The organism is Cupriavidus sp. GW822-FHT06G04 (assembly GCF_058799075.1).
In genome coordinates this window covers 153,734-172,120 of the sequence record NZ_JBXALD010000010.1, presented here as the reverse complement: position 1 = coordinate 172,120, position 18,387 = coordinate 153,734, and the positions used below count along the sequence as shown (strand labels likewise).

Below are 18,387 nucleotides of genomic sequence, written 5' to 3'. Positions count from 1 at the left end.
ATCGACGTAGACTTCAGTCGACGTAGAACAGGATGCTGATGAACTGGCAGATGCTGCCGGCCAGCACGAACAGGTGCCAGATGCCGTGGAAGTGCCGCACCTTTTCGTCGAACAGGAAGAAGCCGATGCCGGCGGTGTAGATCGCGCCGCCGGCTACCAGCCAGTACAGCCCCGCCGCCGGCAGCGCGGCTGTCAACGGGCCGAACGCGAACAGCACCAGCCAGCCCATGATCACGTAGATCGACAACGACAGCACCCGCGTGCGATGACCCACCCACAGCTCCTGGACGATGCCGATGGCCGCCAGCCCCCAGTTGATGCCGAATAGCGTCCATCCCCACGGTCCGCGCAATGTGACCAGTGCGAATGGCGTATAGCTGCCGGCAATCAGCAGGTAGATCGCGCAATAGTCGAGCCGCCGGAAGATGTCCTTGGCCGGCCCGCGCACGCTGTGATAGATGGTGGAAATCGTGTAGAGCAGCACCAGCGTGGTGCCGTAGACCACGGAGCTGACCACCTTCCAGGCGTCGTGATAGAGCGCCGACGAGGTGACCAGCACCGCCATGCCGGCAGCGGCAAGCACCGCTCCGGCCAGATGACTGTATCCATTGAACCGTTCGCCGCGATACATCCCGAAAGCTCCGTGTGCGTGTTTGGCCAGCGGGCATTCTGGCATGAATCGCGCAGATAACGCGTCATTGCCTGCAGTTGCAGGGTTATTTCATTGACTGGACATGCTTGAGGGTCCGTGCGTTAGCGGTTTCGGCTGCCGCATCAACGTAGTGCGCGCCATGATTTCGCGCAAAAGCGGGCTGAGATCCGTCGCAAACACACGCCACAGTGCGAACGTGAAATCTTGTGAAGCGCGCCGAAGGCGTCTTGCTTTTGGGCAGGTCATCATCTTTCATGAAACTTCCGCCCGAAGTTTCCCCATCAACCGTCAAGTCAAGGAGTACCCATCATGCCCTTTGTGACAGCCAAGGATGGCACCGAGATTTTCTACAAGGATTGGGGCAAGGGCCGCCCGATCGTGTTCTCCCATGGCTGGCCGCTCTCCAGCGACGCGTGGGATGCGCAGTTGCAGTTCTTCCTGCTGCAGGGCTTCCGTGTGATCGCGCATGATCGCCGCGGCCACGGCCGCTCGGGCCAGCCGTCCGACGGCAACAACATGGACACCTATGCCGATGACCTGGCCGCCGTGCTGGACAAGCTCGACGTGCGCGATGCCGCGCTGGTCGGCCATTCCACGGGCGGCGGCGAAGTGGCGCACTACATCGGCCGCCATGGCACCAAGCGCGTGTCGCAGGCCGTGCTGATCGGCGCGGTGCCGCCGCAAATGTTGAAGACCGCCACCAATCCTGGCGGCCTGCCGATCGACGTGTTCGACGGCATCCGCAAGGGCGTGGCGGAAAACCGCTCGCAGTTCTATCGCGATCTGGCCATGCCGTTCCACGGCTACAACCGGCCGGGCGCAAAGCCGGTGCAAGGCACCATCGATGCCTTCTGGTTGCAGGGCATGAGCGGCGGCCTCAAGGGCCAGTACGAGTGCATCAAGGAATTTTCCGAGGTCGATTACACCGAGGACCTGAAGAAGATCGACGTTCCCACGCTGATTCTGCACGGCGAGGATGACCAGATCGTGCCAATCGACAATGCCGGCCGCCTGTCGGCCAAGATCGTCAAGAACGCGGTGCTGAAGACCTATCCCGGTTTTTCGCATGGGATGTGCGCGGTCAATGCCGATGTCATCAACGCCGATCTGCTGGCGTTCTTCAAGAAATAGTTTCCGGATGTAACCGCCGCGCGCGCCCTGTAGCGGGCCGCGCACGGCTTTCCCGCCTCGTCTCGCCTCCCATCCCTATAACCACCACGCGCGAATATCATCTGCGTGTTGCGTTTTCCATCGTTCCTCTCGACTTCAAACGGGCATTTGGCGTCACATAGTTGACACATCAACGCTGAAGACTGCGCGTCTTGCCGGATCCACCCCCCGGCGCCACAGGTGTCCATCCAGGCAGCATTGGAGAACCCAGAACGCGGCCGAGCGCGCAGGGCATCTTGTAGTCGTCGCACTCGGCCGCCGTCCCGGACCAGGAACCATGAAAACCAACACACCCGATTTCTTGCGGATCGGCAGACCTGCGCTACGCGCCGGCCTGCTGTGTCTGGCCCTGCTGCTGAGCGCTTGCGGCGGCGATGACAACAACGCCCCGCCGCCAGCCGACGGCAACGGCAATGGCGGCAATGGCGACGGCAAGCCCGCGGCCTGCGCCACGGCGCGCTGCGCGCCGGCGCCCTGATGCGCGCCGCGCTATCCATCCATCGCCGCGCAATCCAACGATTGCCGCACCGCACGACTCCCATCCAATCCGCAGATCAGGCATGACATTCAATCCATCCAAGCGCAAGTTCCTGCGCAACTCGCTCGGCACGGCAGCGGCCGCCGCCACGCTTGCTTCGTTCCCGCCCAGCATTCGCCGCGCGCTGGCCATCGAAGCCAATAACGCCACCGGCACCATCCAGGACGTCAAGCACGTGGTGCTGCTGATGCTGGAAAACCGCGCGTTCGACAGCTACTTCGGCACATTCCGAGGCGTGCGCGGCTACGGCGACCGCTTTGGCATCCCACTGGCCAACGGCAAGAACGTCTTCTACCAGACCGATGCCAGCGGCAACACCATCACGCCCTATCGGCTCGATGCGATGCTCGGCAACGCGCAGCGCGCGGGCGGTACGCCGCACACCTGGCCCGATGCACAGAACGCGTGGGATCACGGCCGCATGAATCGCTGGCCGGTGGCCAAGAACCGGCTGTCGATGGGCTATTACGACACCGCGGAAGTGCCGTTCCAGCGCGCGCTGGCCGACGCCTTCACGTTGTGCGACGCGTATCACTGCTCGATGCACACCGGCACGATCCCGAACCGCCTGTTCTACTGGACCGGCACCAACGGGCCCAGCGGCGCCAACGTGGCGGCTCTCATCAACGAGTTCAACGACGGCAACGATGTCGGACCCTCGACCGACGGCTGGACGTGGCAGACCTATGCCGATCGGCTGGTCGAAGCGGGCGTGAGCTGGAAGGTCTACCAGAGCCTGGCCGACAACTACGGCTGCAACGAGATGATGAGTTTCCGTCATTGGCGCGCCGCGATGGAAGCGATGCCCGTGGCGCGCCGTCCGGTGGCGCTGCCCGGCATTTCGCCAGTCTACGATCCGGCCATCGACGACCCGCTGAGCCCGCTGGCGCGCGGCTTTGCCAACACGATGCCCGACGGCTTCCTGCAATCGTTCCGCGACGACGCGCAGAACGGCACGCTGCCCGCCGTGTCGTGGATCATCGCGCCGTCGACGTACAGCGAACACCCGGGGCCATCCAGTCCCGCGCAGGGCGGCTGGTACGTGCAGCAGGTGCTCGATGCGCTGACCGCCAATCCGGAAGTCTTCAGCAAGACGGTCCTGCTGATCAACTATGACGAGAACGACGGCTTCTTCGACCACTTGCCGCCGCCTTCCGCGCCGTCGCGCAATGCCGACGGATCGCTGGCCGGTGCCAGTACGCTGTCCGATGCCGACATGGCCTTCGAATATTTCAACTACACGCCGGCCAGCGCAAAGCAGCCGGCGATGGACGGCAAGCCGTTCGGACCCGGTCCGCGCGTGCCGTTGTGGGTGATCTCGCCATGGAGCCGCGGCGGCTGGGTCAATTCGCAGACCTTCGATCACACCTCGACGCTGCTTTTCCTGGAAAAGCGCTTTGGCGTGAAGGAGCCGCAGATCGGCGCGTACCGGCGCGCGGTGTGCGGCGACCTGACGTCGGCGTTCAACTTCGTCAATCCCAACAACGAACAGTTGCCGACGCTGGCCGGACGATCGACCAAGGTGGCGGTCGACACGCTGGCCGTCACGCAGAAGGCGCTGGCGGCCATTCCGGTGCCCGCCACGCCGGCCGCGCCGTCACAGCAGACCGGCGCGCGGCCCTCGCGCGCGCTGCCGTACGAACTGCATACCACGTCGCGCGCCGACGCCGGCGGCAACACGGTCACACTGATGTTTGCCAACAGCGGCACGGCGGGCGCCGTGTTCCACGTCTACGACAAGCTGCATCTCGACGCCATTCCCCGCCGCTATGTGGTGGAGGCTGGCAAGAGCCTGGACGGTGTGTGGAATGTGGCGGCGGACGGCGGCAAGTACGATCTGTGGGTGCTCGGCCCGAACGGCTATCACCGTGAATTCATCGGCGATCTGAACGAGCAGTCGGCCGCGGGTGGCGCGGAGATCCAGGTCTGCTATGCGCCGTGCGATCCGCCGCAACTGCAGGTCAAGCTGTATAACCGCAGCGACAAGCCCTGCCGGTTCGCGGTGACCGCGCAGGCGTACCGCAGCGACGGACCGTGGACGCTTAGCGTCGCGCCGGGCCAGATCGGCGAGCTCAGCTGGACCCTGGGCGACAGCGGCAACTGGTACGACTTCGCGGTGGCCTGCGATCTCGCGCCGTCATGGCGCCGCCGCATCGCGGGGCGCATCGAAACCGGCAAGGACACGGTCAGCGATCCGGCGATGGGGCTGGTGGGATGATCGGGCGGCGCGCGGCGTGACGCATCGCCGGCCGGCATATGGCGTGTACACTTGCCGGCTGGCGCGCACAGCCGCTTTATGCGTGCGGCGCGCCGCTCCCGAGAACCCGACACGACGGAATTCCATGAAGAAAATTTCCTTGCTCCTCGCGGCTGTTGCACTGATGGCTTCGGGTATCGCTGCTGCCGAAACGCTGCCTTCGGGCGTGGTGATCGACACCGTGACCAAAGGTACCGGCGCGTCGCCGAAAGCGTCCGACACCGTGAAGGTGCACTATCGCGGCACGCTGACCGACGGCACCGAGTTCGACAGCTCGTACAAGCGCGGCCAGCCCATTTCGTTCCCGTTGAATCGCGTGATTCCGTGCTGGACCGAAGGCGTGCAGAAAATGCAGGTCGGCGGCAAGGCCAAACTGACCTGCCCGGCCGCCACGGCCTATGGCGCGCGCGGCGTGCCGGGCACGATTCCTCCCAACGCGACGCTCAACTTCGAAGTAGAGCTGCTGGGTATCGGCGGCTGACCGACCGAGACCACGGCATGGCGTGACCGGCTGGCTGCGGTCGCGCCCTGCCGTGCTATGCCGCGCAATGTCGTGGCAGGGCACGGCGCAAACAACACCAGCAAATCACAACAATAACGACAACGGGACACGCGAAGATGGATCCGGTTTTTTTCATCGTCGCGCTCGGCGCCATGGTCGCCGGGTTTGTGCAGGGGCTTTCCGGCTTTGCATTCGGCATGGTGGCGATGTCGTTCTGGGCCTGGGGTGTCGAGCCCCACATGGCGGCCGCGATGTCGGTCTTCGGATCGCTGACGGGCCAGTTGCTCGCGGCGTTCACGGTCCGGCGCAAATTCCATCTGGCCACGGTGCTGCCGTTTCTGATCGGCGGCGTGGTCGGCATTCCCATCGGCGTAAGCCTGCTGCCAAAGCTGGACGTCACGCTGTTCAAGCTTTGCCTGGGCTGCATTCTCGTGATCTTTTGCCCGGTGATGCTGTTCTCAACGCGCATTCCGCCGATCCGGCACGGCGGCCGCGTGGCCGACACCGTAGTCGGCGCCATCGGCGGCATCCTTGGCGGTATCGGCGGCTTCACCGGCATCGCGCCGACGCTGTGGTGCACGCTGCGCGGATTCGACAAGGACAAGCAGCGCGTGGTGATCCAGAACTTCAACCTCGGCGCGCTGCTGGTGACGATGGGCGTCTATATCGGCACCGGCATGATCACTCGCGACATGCTGCCCATGTTCGCCATCGTCGCGCCCGCCATGCTGATTCCCACCCTGATCGGCACGCGCGTCTACATCGGCATCAGCGACCAAACCTTCCGGCGCATCGTGCTGACGCTGCTGACAGGCTCGGGCCTGGCGATGCTGGCGGCGTCAGTGCCGAAATTGCTGGGCGGCTAGCCCAGCCCGGCAATGTAGTCGCGCCACGCGGACCACGAGCTGACTTCCTTGGCCTGTCCGATCAGGTCTTCCAGATCAACGCCATGCCGCGCGGCGGTCAGCACCTGGCTTTGTAGCAGCTGGCTGTTCAGATATCCGAGGCGATTCTTCAACACCGCGGACAGATATGCAAACCGATTGCTGCCATTGGTGCTGCGCATGGCGGCGGTCCTGAGCAAGGCGCGCATCGCGAGATCCGGGTCGGACTCGGCCCGCACGGCGTTTTCGTCCATCGCCATGACGATCTGGGCATGACCGTGGTTTTTTGCCAATCTGCGGAGCGTCTGTTCGCCATGCGGCGCCAACGAAAATCCTGCGTGCAGCGCATTCCATTGCTGGAATATGCGCTGGTCGGCCGAGGCGGGTGACAGCAGGTCGCGGATTGCGGCGGCCTCCACGATCAATGCAATCTGCAGCGTAATCAGAGCCGAAGTATCGAGCGTCGCCCGAGCTTGCGTGATCGCCGCCAAGGCCGCGGTGAGCGCGTCGTCCAACACGACGGGAATCGGCGCTTCAGTGTCGGCGTCCGCTTCGGGGCTGCGCACGTGCAACTGCGTACCTGCAAGATCCAACAATCGCTGACTTACTTCTCGATGCTCTGCTTCGACGCGAAGGCTTCGGGCCGGATGGTCCGATGGCATGGCATCGATGGCCTGCTTGCTTTGCGTGAGCAGTTCGCGGTCATCGAGTTGTACCCCGATCCGTGCGCGAATGAAGAGAAAGGCCTCCGTCTCATGCAAATCTGGAGGACAAGCCGTGACGATGGCTCGCGCATCGGCATGCCGGCCAACGTTTTGATACGCGAAAGCCAGCGGCATGGCGTAGCCGTCCAGCGTGGCGTCATGGTGCAGGCGCTCGAGCCAGTCGCATACATGGCTGCCGAGACCGTGGCCGAAGATTGCGGGCAGTTCGGATTCCAGGATTTCGTCATAGAGCAATTGCGTGCACTTGTTCTGATGTGTATCCGGAAGCTTCTTCATGGCGCTATCGAGCGCACGTACGAACTTCGAAAGGTCGCTGCGCCGGGAGGGAATCTTCACGGTGAAATAACAGGGCCAGGGCATGTCTTCGACCGCGCACTGTCGTGCCTGCGACACCAGATGGCCAGCCAGCGCAGTTGGGGCAATCGGGCCGCCGCACTGTTGCAGCAGCGCGGCGGTTTCGAATGCGGGCCAGTCCTTGTAAGCCATTTTCGCGCGCGACAGCGAAACGGGCGGATCGCCTGCGCAGTAGAGCGAAGCTTGTGCGATGAACTTTCCCCGCAGTTCGCCCGGCACCATTGCCGCGAGCAAGCTTTCCAGGCGGGACGAAAGATCGATCTCGCTCGACCATGTGTCGGTTTCGCATTCGGTCATGTCCAGGGTGTGCGCTTCGCGTATGGTTGGCAGGAAGCCAAACATTGCGTCGCCATCGAGCTCGGCGATCAAGGCGCGGATCTGGTCGTGGTTCTCAGCGTCCGCCGCCTGAGCCAGTGCGATCAGGCGGCTTTCGCGAGAGGGCAGCAGGGCTGGGGAATCGCATAGCGCCAATAAAGACCAATCGCCAAGCTCCAGCGCGCAGATGGCAATCGTGGCCCAAAGATCCGGATGTTGCGCACTTCGCGCGGCCAATGCCCGAACGGCTCCCGTGGCCAGTGCTTTGTCATCGACCTTCAGCGCAGCGCGGTACAGCGTCGCCAGGATCGGAAAGTGCTCAAGGTCTGCCTGGTCGAGATATGGCCGCAGGGTATCCGACGCATTGCTATGGATCGCGCTTGCCATTGCCATCTGCAATGCCATCTGCGACTGCGGCGCGTGCTGGCAGACAAAGGCATGGAGCGCGGAATGCATCTCGGACGCGCGCGGATGATCGCTGAACGGAAACCGGAGCCATTGTGGCGCGATCGCGAACGCGCACTCGCAAAACGATGCGTCCTGTTTGGCAAGCCAAAGAGTCAAGGTGCCCAGATCGTCCACATGCCGGCCGTGTCCGAGCGCAAGCGCCTGCATCAGGAGTCCGACGGGGGTGGTTTCTGTCTCATACGCACCTAGCACCGCCAGCGAATAGCCCTCCTCCGGCGAATACAGGCACAACGCCAGCTTTTCCCGCACGCGGCGCGTCGGCGCGGCAATCTGCCGGTAGAAATCGGCGGCTTCGCTGTAGCGGCATTGCTGGAGCAATGCGTCGGCTCGGCGTTCCGGATCGGAACAATCTGACAAATCGGACAGCTCGACGGAATCCCCGCGCAAAAGCGATTCGATACTGTGCATGGCAGCGAATGGTAGTGACAAACGGCGCACTTTATGGGAGGCGCGAGCTGCCAAGCCATCCGCGAAGCCGGTACTTGCCATCGATCAACTGCGATTGGCACGGTTGTGCGCACCTGTGTCGCGTGACGCACCGTTCGCCTCGGAAAAATCCGTCCGATTCAGCTGAATGTCAGGGTTTATACTGACGCTGCCGCCGCCGGCATTTCCAGCCGTCCATGCCCCCTGGAACCCTTCAATCCCCACCATGAACACGCGTTTCTACTGCTTCTGCGCCGCCACGTGGGCGGCCGCAGCCATTTTGATTCTCGGCAACGGCGCGATGTCCACGGACGTGTTGAGCGCCGTCGTGGCGCTGGCCGGTTTCGATCTGCTGCGCCCTTAAGTGACGCGTACGTTGCGTGTGACCTGGACGCAACGAATTTAGCGCCCGGTGCCGCCGATGTTTTCTCGCTGATGCACCGCTTTGCAGCTTTGCACGATTTCACGCGCCGGCGCGCGATCAGATATGGCGGTTTCCGAAACTGAGGGCTACGCTTACTGTTGACTCGCGCACTTTTCGATCTGCGGTACGTGTGCGGGATTTTCAATCTTCCTCAGGAGGCTTCGATGAAGTCGATCACCTTGGCATTGGCCGTTGCGGTTTTACTTCCTGGACTGGCATACGCAGCAGGGCCTGCCAATCCTGCCGACCGCTACGACTACAACATGCGCGCCACCAACAAGGACGGCTATGTCCCCGATCCGGCGCGCGTCAGCAACAAGGACGGCTATGTACCGGACGCCGCGCGTTCCGGCGACAAGTTCGACCCTTATACGCAGGGTGCAAACCAGAGCACCTCGTCCGCGCTGACCGATTCGAAGAGCACGCACAAGAAGGCCAGCAAGTCGCACAAGAAAGCACCGACCGCCGCCACGCAATGACGCGCTGATGGCTGGCAGGTGTCGCCAAAAAAATGGCCCCGGCAAAAAACCGGGGCCTTTCATTTTGTGCGTGCGAACGGGCGTCGCCCGCGGCGCGTGCGAACTAACCGATCAACGCTGCGCCGTCTGGTCGGCCTTGGTGAAGACACGCTCGCCGGCCACCCAGGTTTGCAGCACCTGGGTTTTCCAGATGTCGGCGGCCGGGATCTTGAACAGGTCGCGATCGACCAGGATGAAGTCGGCCCACTTGCCCGGCTCCAGCGACCCCAGTGTCTTTTCCTGATGCTCGGCGTAGGCGGCGTCCAGCGTGAAGGCGCGGAACGCCTGCGGTAGCGTCATCGCTTCCTCGGGGTGCCAGCCGTGGATCGGGCGGCCCTCATGGTCGGTGCGCGTGACGGCAGCGTGCAGACCATAGAACGGATTGGCCGATTCGACCGGGAAATCGGACCCGCCCGCAATCACCGTGCCCTGCTTGAGGAAGGTCTGCCAGGCGTACGCGCCCTTGATGCGCTCGTGACCGATGCGGTCCTCGGCCATGTTCATGTCGCTGGTGGCGTGCGTCGGCTGCATCGATGCGATCAGGTCGAGCTTCTTGAAGCGCGGAATATCCGGCAGCGACACCACCTGCGCGTGCTCGACGCGATTGCGCAGCTCGCGGCCGCCCACTTCCTTGTAGGCCGCTTCCATGGCGTCCAGCACCTGATGATTGGTCTTGTCGCCGATCGCATGGATGTTGACCTGATAGCCGGCCTTGATCGCGGTCTTGACGCTCGCCTGCATCGCCGCGTCGCTCATGAACAGCAGGCCGCTGTGCACGTGGTCGTCGGAATACGGCGCCATCAGCGCGGCGCCGCGGCTGCCAAGTGCGCCGTCGCCGTACAGTTTCACGGCGCGCACGTAGTAGCGGTCGTTGCCGTAGCCAATCACGGGACCCTTGGCGGACAACGCCTTGAAGTCGTCGCCGGTGTCGCGGATCATCGCGTAGATGCGCGTGGTCAGCTTGCCCTGGTCAGCGAACTCGCGATAGATGCGATCGTCGGCGACCGTGATGCCGGCGTCGCCGACGGCCGTCAGGCCTAGTGCATTCATGTGCGCGACGGCAGCCGAGAGCGCGGCGCGGCGGTCGTCGTCGGAGTAGGGCGGAATCACGTCGTTGACCAGCGCCATCGCCTTGTCGACCAGCACGCCGGTGGGATTGCCTTCGGCGTCGCGCTCGATGCGTCCGCCGGCCGGATCCTTGGTGTCGCGCGTGATGCCGGCCGCCTGCAACGCCTTGGTGTTCAGCCATGCGGCGTGGCCGTCCACGCGCACCAGCCGTGCGGGTCGGTCCGACACTGCTGCATCGAGTTCGGCGGCAGTCGGAAAGCGGCCCAGCTTCCAGTTCACCTGATTCCAGCCATAGCCGAGCAGCCACTGACGCTGCGGATTGCGCTCGCCATACGCGCGGATCATGCCCTGCGCTTCCTGCAGCGTGCGGGTGCCTGACAGCGAGATCTCGGTGGTCTTGAAGCCCAGGCGGAACACGTGGCCGTGGGCGTCGATCAGCCCCGGCAGCAGCGTCTTGCCCTGGCCGTCGATGCGTTGCGCATCGGGATACCGGGCGCGCAGCGCGGCGGCGTCGCCGGTGGCCACGACCTTGCCCTGATCGAATACCAGACCGCTGAAGCCGACCATCTTGTCGTTTTGCAGCGTATAGCCTTGCACCGATTCGACCAGCGTGGGCGCGGCGTGCGCGTGGATCATCGTCAGGCTGGCGGCCATGGCCAGCAGGCTCGTACGGATGACTGTCTTCAAGGTGACTCCTTGTTGTGCTGTGTGGATATTGTTGTTGTGTTGTCGACGGCGCGCGGGGAACGCGCCGTTATTCCAGTGCAGGCGGCGGGGGGCGAAACTACTCGCCGGCACTCGGCACCATGCCGCGCGATGGTGTGTCCTCGTCGGCGATGGGCAGCGGGGGAAACTTCATGTCGGCGTAGCGCACGAAATGCGTCTTGCGCACGATGCGATATCCGAGCCAGATCATCAGGAAAATCGGAATGCCGATGTACGTGGCGGCCACCGCCACCCAATCGATCTTGCCGTCGGTGAACGCCTGGTAGTTCTGTCCCAGCGTGACGATCATGCACAGCGCAAACGCGAAGATCGGGCCGTATGGGAAGAACGGCGAGCGATAGGGCAGACGGTCTGGATCCAGGCCCTGCGCGACGAAACCGCGGCGGAAGCGATAGTGGCTGATGGCGATGCCCAGCCAGGCGATGAAACCGGTCATGCCCGACAGATTGAGCAGCCACAGATAAACCGACTTACTTTCGAACAGCGACGTCAGGAAACACAGCGCGCCGACCGCCGTGGTGGCCAGCAGCGCCACCAGCGGCACGCCGTTGCGCGTGAGCCGCGCGAAGATGCGCGGTGCGCGGCCTTCGGTGGCCAGGTTGTAGAGCATCCGCGTGGACGCATACATGCCGGAATTTCCCGCCGACAGCACCGCCGTCAGGATCACCGCGTTCATTACGCCCGCGGCGAATGCGAGACCTGCATGACGGAACACCAGCGTGAACGGACTCACGCCGACGGTTTCCACATCGCTCTTGAGCAGGCTCGGATCGTTGTAGGGAATCAGGATGCCGATGATCAGGATCGCCAGCACGTAGAACAACAGGATGCGCCAGAACACCTGGCGCACCGCGCGTGGAATGGTCCTGGCCGGATCGGCCGATTCGCCGGCGGCCACGCCGATCAGTTCGGTGCCCTGGAACGAAAAGCCGGCGATCATCGCCACGCCGATCATCGCCGGAAGCCCGCCAACGAATGGCGCGTCGCCCATGGTGAGGTTGGCCAGCCCGTTTGCATGCGAAAAATCGCCGCGCATGATGCCGAAGATCATCAGCGTGCCGATGATGATGAACGCCACGACCGTGATCACCTTGATCAGCGCACACCAGTATTCGGCTTCGCCGAAGCCGCGCACCGAGATCGCGTTGAGCGCAAACATGATGGCAAGGAATGCGGCGCTCCACAGCACGCCTGGCGTGTCCGGGAACCAGTACTGCATGACGAGCTGCGCGGCGGCCAGTTCCACCGCGATGGTCACGGCCCAGTTGTACCAGTAGTTCCAGCCCAGCGCGAAGCCAAAGCCTTCGTCGACGTACAGCGCGCCGTAGGTGGCAAACGATCCTGACACCGGCATGTAGGCGGCCAGTTCGCCGAGGCTGGTCATCAGGAAGTAGACCATCGCGCCGATCAGGACGTACGCCGCGAGCGCGCCGCCTGGCCCTGCTTGTGCGATCGTCGCGCCGGAGGCCACGAACAGGCCGGTGCCGATCGATCCGCCGATGGCGATCATGGTGAGATGGCGTGCGCGCAGGGTGCGACGCAGCCCGGGCGCTTGCGCGCCTTCTTTTGTATTCGATTGACTAGACATAGGGAGACATTCGTCCGTGGCGCGGATCGGATCGTTGAACGCGCCATCGCACGGTGTTCGCCGGCCCATGGCTTGTCGCTTTTCCGGCCGGTATGGTGGGCGGCATCATAAGAGAAAACCCAGCCTCGGGAAAGGCGGGAAATGCCGGAGAAGACGGGGTCAGCGCAAACTTGTCCCGATGCGCGTGGTCAACTGACCAGCCCATTTCTGCAACTGCGTGTCGCTCATCGCCAGCGCGGTGCTACGCCACAGGATGCGATAGACGCGGCGGCGGTCCACCTTGCTCACGCGCGCGGGATCGAGCCAGGCGTCGTTTTCCACCAGTAGCGCGAGCGTTTCCAGACCGATCAGAATCGGCCACAGGCAGGCCAGCCGCAACCGCAGCGCGGTGCGCGGCAATGCCAGCGTGTAGGCCAGCGCGTCGTCGAATTGATCGAGCGCGACGCGCACGAGTTCGCACAACATGGGCCGCGCGCGCAGCGAATTCGCCGGATCGCGCAGCAACTGCGGCGTCAGTGCATGACGGTCCAGCACTTCGAGCGGCAGATAGCAGCGGCCGATGCGCAGGTCCTTGCCGCAATCGCGCAACACGTTGACCAGCTGCAGCGCCTTGCCGAAACGCACGCCACGACGCAGCATCGTGTCGAGCGGCGCCTTGAATGCGCCCGGCACATGCGCGTCGGTCATGGTGGTCCAGAATTCGCCGACGCAACCGGCCACCAGGTAGGTGTAGCGATCGAGATCGGCCATCGTCGCCAGCGCCGCCATGTCGCCTGACTGTTCGTCGGGGAAGGTCTGCAGATCGAACTCCATGCCTTCGGTCAGCGTCCTGACCACGCCCACCACAGCCGTGCGATCGGCGGCCGATAGCTGCGTCAGCAGTTGCAGCGCGGGCTCGATCGATTCCAGCAGCACCCTTTCATCGGAAACCGTTTGCTGGCTGGCCACCTGCGAGGCCAGGCGCTGCGCGAGCGCGTGACCATCGTCCTCGCCATGGATCGAGCGACGCAGCGCCAGCAGCAGGTCCAGCCGTTGCGCGGGCGGAATCAGCGCGGTGTCGGCGATGGTGTCCGCCGCGCGCGCCAGCAGATAGGCCAGCCCCACCGGATCGCGCATGCCCACGGGCAGCACGCGCAGCGTCAGGTAGAACGAACGGGAAACTCCCTTGAGCAAGGGGCCGAGCAGGAAAGCCCGGTTTGCAGTCGGCATGGCACGGTGAAGGCGTCGATGAACGGCGCATTGTAGCCGCACGCGCACATGGGGCGATCTCCACCGGCTGAGCGCGGCGCCCTGCCGTGCGGGCGCCCGCAGCCGCGATTCAGCCGTTGCCGTAGTCCAGCTTCGGATACCACTGGCCGCCGCGACCTTCCGGCGTGGTGTCGAGCAACGTCCACAGCGGATCGGGATCCGGTGCGCCCCGCGGGTCCTGGCCGGGGTCTGCCATGCTGCCGCTCATTTCCATGCTGTAGAAATGATGGATCTTGCTGTCGCGGCGCGTGAACACCGTGTAGCCGGGCATATCGGCATCTTCCGCGCTGACGTAGTCGCGCGTGAAATCGCCGTCCGTATCGGCATATACCTTCAACTGCTTCCATCCGCGCGCGGCCTTGGCGCGGCTGAGGCGGTCGATCGGCGAACGCGCCACCATGGCCAGCGCCACGCGCTGTTCGATGTCCGGCACCTTGCCTTCCCACGTGGCCATCAGCGATGTGCACATCGGGCAGGGCTTTTCGCGGTGCGGGCCGAACATGTAGTTGTAGACAATCAGCGTATGCTTGTCGCCAAACATCTCCGCCAGCGTGACGGGGCCGTTTTCGCCGGTGAAACGATAGGTTTTCTTCACTTCGCCGCCGGGCGGCAACTGGCGGCGCAATTCGGCCACGCGCTCGATATGGCGCCGCAGCTCGATTTCTTCGGCCAGCAGCGCATTGCGGGCGTGGCGATACGCGTCGCTTTCGTTGGGAAAATGGGCGCGATTGCGCTCGGCAAGTGCTTTTGCCGGTGTGAGCGTGGACGACTGGGGCATCGTCTTGGCCTCCCGAATCAGGGTTTCGTGGCGTGCGCGCCACGTTGGGGATTTCCCGCACCCGCCCGCAAAGCCCGGCGTGGCGCGGCCGTCTGACCAGCATAGGAAAAGAAGTGTCCACATACGCAATGCCAAGCCCGCAGGTCATTCCCATGTCATGTCCGCTTATGCATAATTTCGGACATCTGGGCTTCAAGGAATGACCTGATGCGCGTGACGATTCGAACCACGACGATTCCCGGATCCCCTGACCGGGCCCCACTGCATCGTGCGGCGGTCTACCTCAATACCGAGGAAGATGCTTCGCCGCTGATGGTCAGTGCATGGAGTCAGCGTGAACCCGAGGCCTTCCTCATCGCCCAACGCTGGGCGCGCAACCACGACTACATGGTTTCCAATCCCCGCGACGGCACGTACTACGGCGGACGCACCGCGCGCTAAGCCGGGCAAAGCCGCGCTCAGCCGCAGTCACGACCATGCGCGTCATGATTCCTGACGCGCCGGTACGCGCCACAATTTGCGCCTGTCCGAGGCTGACGGAGACGCCTGCGCGGTGATCGACCGCTTTTATTGCTGCGATGTGAATGACGCGCGCCCGGCCGCGTAGAATGGCCGCGAGCCCCCTCCACGTCGCATATTGATGAATACCCCGGCAGCAGAACCGGCAGCAGACCGGCGTTCCCAGATTTCCAGCATTTCCAATCAGAACAACGCCTCGCGCGGCATCGCGCTGCTGACGTTCGCATTCGTCTTGAGCCAGTTCTATCGCAGTTGCCTGGCTGTCATCGCCCCAGAACTTCAGCACGATTTCAACTTGTCGCCGGCCGGGTTTGGCGCGCTGTCGTCGTGCTTCTTCCTGTCATTCGCCATCGCGCAGATTCCGGTCGGCATTGCCTTCGACCGCCATGGCGTGGGACGTCCCACCGCATGGCTGCTCGGCGTGGGCGCCGTCTCGGCGATCGGCTTCGTATTGGCGCCCAGCGGCGCGGTGGCGATGCTCGCGCAGATGGGTCTCGGCCTGGCGTGCGCGCCGGTGTTCATGGGCTTGCTGCACTACGCGTCGGAACAGCTTTCCGAGAAGCAATACATGCGCGTGGTGAGCCGCTCCAATGCCGTCGGCATGGTGGGCGCGCTGTGCGCCACGGCGCCGCTAGGCTGGCTGTCGCAGCATTTTGGCTGGCGGCCCGCGCTTGCGGTTTCCGCGTTATGCATGGTCGCCGCGTGCTACGGCGTGTGGCGCCATGTCCGTGACAGCGGCCATGCGCAGGCGCGGCAGGCGCCGATGGGCGCCATGCTGGCCGAAAGCGTGAATCTTCTGGCGATGTGGCCACTGTGGACGCTGATTCCGCTTTGCGTGGCGATGGCGGCTGGCACCTCGTTCCGCAATGCGTGGAGCGGCCCCTATCTGGCCGACGTATTCGGATTGCAGGCCGGCACGCGCGGCGTGGCGCTGGCGCTGCTGAGCCTGGCCGGTTTTCTGACGGCCTTCCTGCTGCCCGTGCTGGTTCGTCGCGGCACGCTCAAATCCGCAATCGGTGGATGGACTGGCCTGTCGATGGTGGGCGGCATCGTGCTGACGATCTGGCCCGACAGCAGCGTGCCCGAGGGTGTGGGCATGATGGCGCTGCTGTCGACCATCGGCATGCTGCATCCCCTGGTGATGGCGCAGGGCCGCGCGCTGATCACGCCGGCCAAGCGCGGGCGCGGGCTCGGCCTGCTCAACACCTTCGTGTTTCTCGGCTCGGCGCTGACGTCGTGGGGTTTCGGCCTGATCGCCAATCTCGGCCATCTGCGCGACTGGCCGGTGGCCCGCATCTATTCGGCGATTTTCCTGACGGCCGTGACGGTGGTGGCGCTTTCGCTGGTGCCTTACTGGTTCAGCCCGACTTCGGCGCCGGTGCAAAAACCGTAGCGGCTGGGCGCCGCGCCGGAGCGTTTCTTTACAGAAACCTTTCAGTGCCGCCTACGTCCGCAATTCGCGTTTTCCCTGATCTTTTTCTCAAGTTTCTTCTTTGTGCGGCCGTTAGGACTTCCAATGTCTGTCCGTGCGCACATGGGGCGCATGGCTGACGCCGGAGGAGCGGCCGGACGCCCCGTGCGATCGCGGTCTGCCACGAACCAATCGATCAGGTAAGAAGAAATGAAGAATCTTGGTATTGGTGTGCGCCTAGGCATCGGCTTTGGCGTGGTGTTGCTGTTGTCGACGCTGATGACCGTGCTGGGCGTGGCGCGTTTGCAGGAAGTTGCGGGCCGCACGCACGCGATGATGCAGGAGCCGCTGGCCAAGGAACGGTTGGTCAGCGACTGGTATCGGCTGATGTATGCCAGCGTGCGCCGCACCACTGCCGTGGCGCGCAGCAGCGATCCGTCGCTTGGGGCGTTCTTCGCGGCGGAAACCGCGTATTCGGTCAAGGCGATCGCCGAATTGCGCGACAAGATCGAGCCGCGCCTGAGCACCGACGAAGAAAAGGCGGCGTTCAAGAAGATCCAGACCGTGCGCAATCCGTATAACGATTCGCGCGACAAGATCACCAAGCTCAAGGCCGAAGGCATGACCGACGAGGCCAACAAGGTGCTGGAAACCGAATTCGTGCCCGCCGGCGACGCGTACCTGGCGGAAATCCAGAAGCTGCTCGATATCCAGCGCTCGTCGATCGATGCCACTGCCGAGCAGATCAACGGCATCTATGTCAGCGCGCGCAACGGGCTGATCACGCTGGGCGTGATCGCGCTGGGCATCGGCGTGGCGTTTGCGTGGTGGCTCACCATCGGCATCACGCGCCCGCTGCATCGCGCGGTGGGATTCGCGCGCACCGTGGCCGCCGGCGACCTGACCAGCCGCATCGAGGTGGACAGCCGCGACGAGACCGGCCAGTTGCTCGACGCATTGCGCGAGATGAACGAGAACATCCTCGGCATCGTCCAGGAAGTGCGCACCGGCACCGACGCGATCGCCACGGGCACCAGCCAGATTGCGGCGGGTAACACCGACTTGTCGCAGCGCACCGAGGAACAGGCGTCTTCGCTGCAGGAAACGGCGTCGAGCATGGAGGAACTGACGAGCATCGTGCGCCAGAATGCCGACAGCGCAAAGCAGGCCAGCTCGCTGGCGGAGAATGCGTCCGAAGTGGCCATCCAGGGCGGCGAGGTGGTGGGCCAGGTGGTGCATACGATGGACGAGATCAACACGTCGTCGCGCAAGGTGGTCGACATCATCTCGGTGATCGAGGGCATCGCCTTCCAGACCAATATCCTGGCGCTGAACGCCGCGGTGGAAGCCGCGCGCGCAGGCGAACAGGGGCGCGGCTTTGCGGTGGTGGCGGGCGAAGTGCGCAGCCTGGCGCAACGCAGCGCCACGGCGGCCAAGGAAATCAAGGCACTAATCGGCGATTCGGCAGATCGCGTCGAACGCGGCTCGCAACTGGTGGCGCAGGCCGGTCAGACCATGGAACAGATCGTCAGCGCGGTGAAGCGCGTGACCGACATCATGGGCGAGATCAGCGCGGCGTCGGCCGAACAGAGCGCCGGCATCGAGCAGGTGAACCAGGCCGTCACCCAGATGGACACCGTGACGCAGCAGAATGCCGCGCTGGTGGAACAGGCCGCGGCCGCGGCGGGATCGCTCGAGGAACAGGCCCAGCGCCTGAAGGAAGCCGTCGCCACCTTCCGCCTGGCGGCCTGAGCCAGGGGCAGCGGCAGGGCCGTCGGAAGCCACAGTCCGAACGGCCCGCTGCGGGCGACTGGCT

The 18,387-nt window shown here is 64.1% G+C and carries 16 protein-coding genes; 10 read left to right on the top strand and 6 right to left on the bottom strand.

What is annotated here, in order from left to right; genetic code table 11:
• Positions 1-13: 13 nt before the first annotated feature.
• Positions 14-631 (bottom strand): PAQR family membrane homeostasis protein TrhA, encoded by a 618-nt coding sequence (gene trhA, locus AC1RKI_RS22000; protein ID WP_150979765.1) that lies wholly within the window; start codon positions 629-631, stop codon positions 14-16.
• A gap of 330 nt (positions 632-961) precedes the next feature.
• Between trhA and AC1RKI_RS21995 the strand changes: the two genes are divergently transcribed.
• The 5 genes from AC1RKI_RS21995 (at position 962) to AC1RKI_RS21975 (ending at position 5,985) form a co-directional block, all read left to right on the top strand.
• Entirely contained in the window at positions 962-1,783 is an 822-nt protein-coding gene (locus tag AC1RKI_RS21995; RefSeq protein WP_061953828.1) for an alpha/beta fold hydrolase, read from the top strand.
• A gap of 316 nt (positions 1,784-2,099) precedes the next feature.
• Positions 2,100-2,300, top strand: coding sequence for a hypothetical protein (locus AC1RKI_RS21990; RefSeq protein WP_061953826.1), 201 nt, complete (start codon positions 2,100-2,102; stop codon positions 2,298-2,300).
• A gap of 82 nt (positions 2,301-2,382) precedes the next feature.
• Positions 2,383-4,578 carry a phosphocholine-specific phospholipase C gene (locus tag AC1RKI_RS21985; protein ID WP_492797100.1) on the top strand — a complete coding sequence of 732 codons (2,196 nt, stop codon included), beginning with the start codon at positions 2,383-2,385 and terminating at the stop codon, positions 4,576-4,578.
• 124 nt (positions 4,579-4,702) lie between these two features.
• Positions 4,703-5,098, top strand: a complete 396-nt coding sequence (locus AC1RKI_RS21980) for an FKBP-type peptidyl-prolyl cis-trans isomerase (RefSeq protein WP_150979767.1) — start codon at positions 4,703-4,705, stop codon at positions 5,096-5,098.
• 137 nt (positions 5,099-5,235) lie between these two features.
• Positions 5,236-5,985 carry a sulfite exporter TauE/SafE family protein gene (locus AC1RKI_RS21975; protein WP_341248365.1) on the top strand — a complete coding sequence of 250 codons (750 nt, stop codon included), beginning with the start codon at positions 5,236-5,238 and terminating at the stop codon, positions 5,983-5,985.
• Here AC1RKI_RS21975 and AC1RKI_RS21970 read toward each other — a convergent pair.
• A complete protein-coding gene (locus AC1RKI_RS21970; RefSeq protein ID WP_492797098.1) occupies positions 5,982-8,273 on the bottom strand; it encodes a hypothetical protein in 2,292 nt (763 codons plus the stop codon). The genes AC1RKI_RS21975 and AC1RKI_RS21970 overlap by 4 nt on opposite strands.
• A 244-nt stretch (positions 8,274-8,517) precedes the next feature.
• Between AC1RKI_RS21970 and AC1RKI_RS21965 the strand changes: the two genes are divergently transcribed.
• Together AC1RKI_RS21965 and AC1RKI_RS21960 are read left to right on the top strand one after the other, a co-directional pair.
• Complete coding sequence (locus tag AC1RKI_RS21965) at positions 8,518-8,655, top strand: hypothetical protein (RefSeq protein WP_099047524.1); 138 nt, start codon at positions 8,518-8,520, stop codon at positions 8,653-8,655.
• Positions 8,656-8,879: 224 nt separating this feature from the next.
• On the top strand, positions 8,880-9,194 hold the full coding sequence (locus AC1RKI_RS21960; protein ID WP_061953818.1) for a hypothetical protein: 315 nt from the start codon (positions 8,880-8,882) through the stop codon (positions 9,192-9,194).
• Between the two features lie 111 nt (positions 9,195-9,305).
• Here the strand turns inward: AC1RKI_RS21960 and AC1RKI_RS21955 are convergent, their stop codons facing one another.
• The 4 genes from AC1RKI_RS21955 to AC1RKI_RS21940 form a co-directional block, all read right to left on the bottom strand.
• Positions 9,306-10,988, bottom strand: coding sequence for an amidohydrolase (locus AC1RKI_RS21955; protein WP_492797095.1), 1,683 nt, complete (start codon positions 10,986-10,988; stop codon positions 9,306-9,308).
• A 97-nt stretch (positions 10,989-11,085) separates the two neighbouring features.
• Positions 11,086-12,615: an amino acid permease gene (locus tag AC1RKI_RS21950; protein WP_251165009.1), complete on the bottom strand. Its 1,530-nt coding sequence runs from the start codon at positions 12,613-12,615 to the stop codon at positions 11,086-11,088.
• Between the two features lie 159 nt (positions 12,616-12,774).
• Positions 12,775-13,824 carry a phytoene/squalene synthase family protein gene (locus AC1RKI_RS21945; protein WP_492797093.1) on the bottom strand — a complete coding sequence of 350 codons (1,050 nt, stop codon included), beginning with the start codon at positions 13,822-13,824 and terminating at the stop codon, positions 12,775-12,777.
• A gap of 109 nt (positions 13,825-13,933) precedes the next feature.
• Complete coding sequence (locus AC1RKI_RS21940; protein WP_492797091.1) at positions 13,934-14,641, bottom strand: DUF899 family protein; 708 nt, start codon at positions 14,639-14,641, stop codon at positions 13,934-13,936.
• 207 nt (positions 14,642-14,848) lie between these two features.
• Here AC1RKI_RS21940 and AC1RKI_RS21935 point away from each other — a divergent pair, with 207 nt between their 5' ends.
• From AC1RKI_RS21935 to AC1RKI_RS21925, 3 genes are all read left to right on the top strand, one after another.
• On the top strand, positions 14,849-15,082 hold the full coding sequence (locus AC1RKI_RS21935) for a hypothetical protein (RefSeq protein WP_061953809.1): 234 nt from the start codon (positions 14,849-14,851) through the stop codon (positions 15,080-15,082).
• A 199-nt stretch (positions 15,083-15,281) separates the two neighbouring features.
• Complete coding sequence (locus tag AC1RKI_RS21930) at positions 15,282-16,553, top strand: MFS transporter (protein WP_061953807.1); 1,272 nt, start codon at positions 15,282-15,284, stop codon at positions 16,551-16,553.
• A gap of 228 nt (positions 16,554-16,781) precedes the next feature.
• Entirely contained in the window at positions 16,782-18,323 is a 1,542-nt protein-coding gene (locus tag AC1RKI_RS21925) for a methyl-accepting chemotaxis protein (protein WP_061953805.1), read from the top strand.
• The last annotated feature ends 64 nt before the right edge of the window (positions 18,324-18,387 follow it).